At 68.4% G+C, this 6,345-nt stretch carries 3 protein-coding genes; 1 reads left to right on the top strand and 2 read right to left on the bottom strand.

From position 1 onward, the window contains the following. Nucleotides 1–89: 89 nt before the first annotated feature. Nucleotides 90–2,708 carry a TRAP transporter permease gene (locus ABE485_RS25090; protein WP_346517953.1) on the top strand — a complete coding sequence of 873 codons (2,619 nt, stop codon included), beginning with the start codon at nucleotides 90–92 and terminating at the stop codon, nucleotides 2,706–2,708. On the opposite strand, the gene ABE485_RS25085 is transcribed toward ABE485_RS25090, so the two are convergent. Both ABE485_RS25085 and parC read right to left on the bottom strand, forming a co-directional pair. Continuing rightward, nucleotides 2,709–3,911 (bottom strand): DUF418 domain-containing protein, encoded by a 1,203-nt coding sequence (locus ABE485_RS25085; RefSeq protein WP_346517952.1) that lies wholly within the window; start codon nucleotides 3,909–3,911, stop codon nucleotides 2,709–2,711. A 79-nt stretch (nucleotides 3,912–3,990) separates the two neighbouring features. Beyond that, nucleotides 3,991–6,321, bottom strand: a complete 2,331-nt coding sequence (gene parC, locus ABE485_RS25080) for a DNA topoisomerase IV subunit A (RefSeq protein ID WP_346517951.1) — start codon at nucleotides 6,319–6,321, stop codon at nucleotides 3,991–3,993. Nucleotides 6,322–6,345: the final 24 nt, after the last annotated feature.

Genomic DNA, 6,345 nt, shown 5'->3' with positions numbered 1-6,345 from the left:
CAGCGCCCGCCGCACCCGGGCCGTTGGTGGCGGGGGGCCCACCGCCCCGCGCCCCCTGCGCCCCCCGCCACGATACGCAGGGGAATTTCATGACAAAAGAGTCGCACAAGCCGACCCCGGACCTGGAACAGCTCGTCGCCGAGGCTGACCGCGGCGGCCGCGACGCACGCGGCGTCGCCGGCGCCACGCTGGCCGCAGGCGCGCTGATCTGGTCCTTCTTCCAGCTCTGGTACGCGTCGCCGATACCTTTTTCGCTGAACTGGGGCATTTTCAACGACACCGAAGCGCGCGCCCTGCACCTGGGCATCGCCATGTTCCTGGGCTACCTGGCCTACCCGGCCAGCAAGCGCTCGGCCCGCGACCGCATGCCCTGGTATGACTGGGTGCTGGCGCTGACGGCAGGATTCTGCGGCAGCTATCTGTACGTCTTCTATAACGAACTGGCGGGCCGCCCCGGCCAGCCGACGCCGATGGACGTAGGCACCGCCGTGATCGGCCTGGCTCTGCTGCTTGAAGTGACGCGCCGCGCGCTGGGCCTGCCGATGACGGTGTTGGGCCTGGTGTTCGTCGCCTATGCGCTGGCCGGCCCCTGGCTGCCCGACGTGCTGGCGCACCGCGGCGCATCGCTGGAACGCCTGATGTCGCACATGTGGCTCACGACCGAAGGTGTGTATGGCGTGGCGCTCGGCGTGTCCGTGTCCTACATCTTCATCTTCGTGCTGCTGGGGTCGATGCTGGACAAGTGCGGGGCGGGCAACTACATGATGCAGGTGTCGTTCGCGCTGCTGGGCCACCTGCGCGGCGGCCCGGCCAAGGTGGCGGTGGTGTCCTCGGCCGTAAACGGCCTGGTGTCCGCGTCGTCGGTGGCCAACGTGGTGACGGGCGGCATCTTCACGATTCCGCTCATGAAAAAGGCGGGCTATGGCGGGGTGCGCGCCGGCGCGATCGAGACCGCCTCGTCGGTCAACGGGCAGATCATGCCGCCCGTGATGGGCGCCGCCGCGTTCCTGATGATCGAATACGTGGGCATTCCGTACACCGACATCATCCGCCACGCGATCCTGCCGGCCGCGATCTCCTACATTGCGCTGTTCTATATCGTCCACCTGGAAGCACTCAAGCTGGGCATCCAGCCGATGATGGCCTCCGGCCCCGCGCGCACGCCGCTGCAGAAGCTGGCCGGCTGGGGCATGGGCATCAGCGGCACGCTGCTCGTGATGGGCGCGGTGTACTGGATCGGCACCGGCGTCCAGGCGCTGGCCGGCGCGGCGGCGACCTGGGTGCTGCTGGCCATCCTGGCCGTCCTTTACCTGTGGCTCCTGCGCGTGGCGGCCCGCCATCCGGACCTGCCGCAGGACATCGACATCAATCACCCCGTGCGCCCGCAGCCGTGGCCCACCGTCCGCGCCGGCCTGTACTTCCTGATCCCGATCGGCATCCTGGTCTGGTGCCTGAGCGTCGAGGAACTGTCCGCCGGCCTGTCGGCGTTCTGGGCGGCCATGGCGATGCTGTTCCAGATGGTCACGCAGCGCCCGCTCATCGCCTGGTTCCGCCAGCAGCCGGCCGCGCCGGCCTGGCGCCAAGGATGGCGCGACGCCATCGGCGGCCTGCAGGACGGCGCGCGCAACATGATCGGCATCGCCATCGCCTGCGGCACCGCGGGCCTGATCGTCGGCGCCATCACGCTGACCGGGCTGGGACTGCGCATGACGGCCTTCGTCGAACTCGTGTCGATGGGCAATGTGCTGCTGATGCTGATCTTCACCGCCGTGGTGTGCCTGATCCTGGGACTGGGCATGCCGACGACCGCCAACTACATCCTGATGGCCACGCTGATGGCGCCCGTCGTGGTGGAGCTGGGCGCGCAGAACGGCCTGGTCATTCCCCTGATCGCCGTGCACATGTTCGTCTTCTACTACGGCATCATGGCCGACATCACGCCGCCCGTGGGGCTGGCCACCTTCGCGGCCGCCGCCATCTCGGGCGAGGATCCGATCAAGACCGGCATCCAGGGCGTTACCTACGCGGCGCGCACGGCCATCCTGCCGTTCATGTTCGTCTTCAACCCGACGTTGCTGCTGATCGACGTGAACTACGGCTGGGAACTGGCGCTGGTGGTGACGGGCGCCACGCTGGCGTCGCTGACCTTCGCGGCCGCGACCATGCGGTGGTTCAGGGTGCGCTGCACGCTGGTGGAAGTCGTGGCGCTGCTGCTGGTCACGTTCATGCTGTTCCGGCCCGACTGGTTCATGGACCATTTCGCCCCCAGCCATGAAAACCGTCCCGCCTCCGAAATGCTGGCCACGGCGGCCGCCCTGCCCGACAACGGCCGGCTGACCGTGGTGCTGAAGGGCATCAACCTGGAGGGCGACGAATTGACCAAGACGGTCGCGGTGGCCCTGCCCGCGCTGGAGAACGGCGCCGACGCGGCGGATGCCGGGCGCCGGCGGCTGGCCGAGGCCGGACTGACGCTGATGAGCCTGGGCGACCAGACGCAGATCGGCGGGGTGCGCTTCGGCAGCCGCGCCCAGCGCGCGGGCTGGGAACAGGGATGGGACGTGGTGAACGTGAAGGCGCCCAACCCGCAGCGCTGGTCGGACTACTGGGTGTACGTGCCCGCGCTGCTGTTGCTGGCGGGCATGTGGATCCGGCAGGGCCGGCGCGACGGCGGGGCGCCGCAAGGGCGGCTGCGAGCCCGCGTCGCCTGATCAGCGGGTCTGCGCGCGCCGCCAGGCTGGCCAGGCGCCGATGGTGAGCGCGCGCAGGAACCATTCCACCGGACCATAGGCATGGCGGCGCAGCCACCATGCGGACAACGGCAACTGCGCCGCGAAAATGGCCACCGCGATGGCAAACGCGGCCAGCGGCGACACGGAGGCATACAGCCTCAAGCCCCACGCCGTGAAGAGAAATGCGCAGACGACGGACTGCATCAGGTAATTGCTCAGCGCCATCCGACCCGCCGGCGCCAGCCAGGTTCCAAGGCGTTTGCCCGGGCCCGTGCGCAGCGCGATCAGGAACGCCGCGCCATAGGACAGGCTTAGTAGCGGCGCGGTGAGCAGGCCCGCGGCCAACCCGGGCAGTTCCCACGCCACCCGCGCCTGCGGCAGTGCGCTGGTGGCGTAGGCCGCCGCGCCGGCCAGCCCCGGCAGCAGCCCCAATGCGCACAACAGCCCCAGCGCGCGAGGCGAGCCCCAAGGGTCCGCAAGCGCGTTGCGGCGGCCCAGCGCGTAGCCGGCCAGGAACATCGCGAAGACGAACGGCCCCTGCACGAACAGCACCGTGAACCAGACGGATTCCGTCAGCTCTTTGATGTGCTGCGCGATCGTGCTGCCGATGGTGCCCCGGTAGGCCTCGATGGAGGCCAGCGCTTCGGCCTTGTATTGCGCCGCGTAGCCGGTCTGCACGGGGTCCAGGAAGCTCAGCGCGCCAAGGAGCGCCCATACCGCCGAGGCCAGCACGATCAGCCACAGGGCGCGGCGCAACGCGCGGGCCGGATCCATGCGTCGGCAGAGCAGCAGCGCAAGGCCCAGCAAAGCGTATGTCAGCAGGATGTCGCCCTGATAGAACAGGACGGCGTGGGCCAGGCCCAGCGCGCCCAGGCCGGCCAGCCTGCGCAGAAAGCGCGGCGCGAAGGCGGCCCCGCCATGTTCGGCCGCGGCCATCTGCAGGGTGAAGCTGTATCCGAACAGAAAGGAAAACAGCAGGTAGAACTTGGTCTCGAACAACCAGGCGATGAGCCAGCGCACCGCCACGTCCACCGGACGCGAATACACGGGATCCGGCACGCCCCCGCCATAGAACGGAAAGGCGAACACGCCGATGTTGACGACCAGGATGCCGAACAGCGCAAAGCCGCGCAGGGCGTCGACGTGCTCGAGGCGCGGCCGGATGCCGCCCTGGGCGTTCATGTCCGACCCAAGGCGACGGGCCGGCTGCGTGGCGGGCGCGCGCCGCCAGCCGACTGGTGCGTCTGGCGGCGCTCAGACCTCAACCCAGCACCGGAGACAGCAGCGGCTGCTTGGGACGCACGTCCAGCGCGCGTCCCTTGCGCGCCCGCTTGCCCACGTAGAGCGCCAGCGCCTCGCCCACCAGGATGTCCTCGGTGACCTTGTTGCGGTAGATGCCCGTGGCGCGCAGGCCCAGCGCGCCGATGGGCACCGTCTGGTCCAGCTTGTCCGCGCCGTCCAGCCCCATCAGGATCGTGCCGCGTCCGCCGCCGGACAGCGACTTGACTTCGTCCAGGCCAAAGACCAGGAACTTGCCCTTTTGCGACAGCAGCGCCAATTGCTTGGCGCCGGCGAACAGCGGCACGGGGCGCAGCAGCTCATCGCCCGATTCCAGGGTGATGAACTGCTTGCCCGCGCGCTGGCGGCTGATCATGTCGGAAAGCTTGGCCGCGAAGCCGTAGCCGCCGCGGGTGGCCAGCAGCCAGCGGCTGTCGGCCGACGCCGCGATGGTGTGGACGATGCGCGTGCCGGACTCCAGGTCGATCATGGTGGTGACGGGCTGGCCGGCGCCGCGCGCCGACGGCAGGCCCGACACCGGCACCGAGTACACGCGGCCGTTGTCGCCGACCGCGATGAGCGTGTCGGTGGTGCGGCACTCGAAAGCGCCGTACAGGTCATCGCCCTGCTTGAAGCCGAACTGGGCGGCGTCGTGGCCGTGGCCCTGGCGGGCGCGCAGCCAGCCCTTTTGCGACACCACCACGGTGACCGGTTCGTCCAGCACCTTGGTTTCCAGCACGGCGCGCTCGGCGGTTTCGATCAGGGTGCGGCGGTCGTCGCCATACTGCTTGGCGTCGGCCTCGATTTCCTTGACCAGCAGACGCTTGAGCGTCGTGGGATTGTCCAGCAGTTCCTGCAGGGAAATCTGGTCCTTGCGCTTGTCGGCCAGTTCCTGCTCGATCTTGAATCCTTCCAGGCGGGCCAGTTGGCGCAGGCGCATTTCCAGGATGTCTTCGGCCTGCCGCTCGGACAGGTTGAAGCGTTCCATCAGCGCGGCGCGCGGCTCGTCGGATTCGCGGATGGTCTGGATGACTTCGTCGACGTTCAGGTAGACCAGCATGCGGCCTTCGAGCACGTGAATGCGGTCAATGACCTTGTCCAGGCGGAAGCGGGTGCGGCGCACGACCGTATTGGTGCGGAACGCCAGCCATTCGACCAGGATGTCGCGCAGGCCCTTCTGACGCGGGCGCCCATCGGTGCCGATGCACACCAGGTTGATGGACGAGCTGCTTTCCATGCTGGTCTGCGCCAGCAGCGTGTTGACGAATTCGTCTCGGTCCACGCGCGAGGTCTTGGGTTCGAACACCAGGCGCACCGCGGCGTCCTTGCCGGATTCGTCGCGCACGGCGTCCAGCAGGTTGAGCATGACGGCCTTGGACTGGGTCTGCTCCGGCGTCAGGCTCTTCTTGCCCGTCTTGACCTTGGGATTGGTGATCTCTTCGATCTCTTCCAGGACCTTCTGGCACGACGTGCCGGGCGGCAGCTCGTTGACCACCAGCTGCCATTGGCCCCGCGCCATTTCCTCGAATTGCCAGCGCGCACGCACCTTCAGCGAACCGCGGCCCACGCTGTAAATCTGGGCGATGTCGGCGGCCGGCGTGATGATCTGGCCTCCGCCGGCGAAGTCCGGGCCCGGGATCATCGCGTGCAGCTCCGCGTCGGGCAGCTGCGGCTGCTTGATCAGCGCCACGCAGGCCTGGGCCACCTCGCGCAGGTTGTGCGGCGGGATTTCGGTGGCCATGCCCACGGCGATGCCCGAAGCGCCGTTCAGCAGCATCACGGGCAGGCGCGCCGGCAGCATCTGCGGTTCTTGCTGGCTGCCGTCGTAGTTGGGCACGAAATCCACGGTACCTTCGTCCAGCTCGTCCAGCAGGAGCTTGGCGATGGGCGTGAGGCGCGCTTCGGTGTATCGCATGGCGGCGGCGTTGTCGCCGTCGCGCGACCCGAAGTTGCCCTGACCGTCGATCAGGGGATAGCGCAGCGAGAAATCCTGCGCCATGCGAACCATGGCGTCGTAGGCGGCCTGGTCGCCGTGCGGGTGATATTTGCCCAGCACGTCGCCGACGACGCGTGCCGACTTGACGGGCTTGGCGCCGCTGGCCAGCCCCATCGCCTGCATGGCGAACAGGATGCGGCGCTGCACGGGCTTCTGCCCGTCGCCCACGTCGGGCAACGCGCGGCCGCGCACGACGGAAACCGCGTAATCCAGATAAGCCTGTTCCGCGTAGCGCGCCAGCGTGATGGCGGCATTGCCGTCGCCATCGCCGTCGGGCGGGGTAGAGTCGAACAAGCCGGGTTGATTGCTGTCGGTCATGATGTATTCAGGTAGACAATTTCA

Origin of the sequence: Achromobacter spanius, from assembly GCF_039673305.1 — a bacterium.
Classification (GTDB): Bacteria; Pseudomonadota; Gammaproteobacteria; order Burkholderiales; family Burkholderiaceae_B; genus Achromobacter; species Achromobacter spanius_F.
This window is presented reverse-complemented; position numbering and strand designations above follow the sequence as displayed.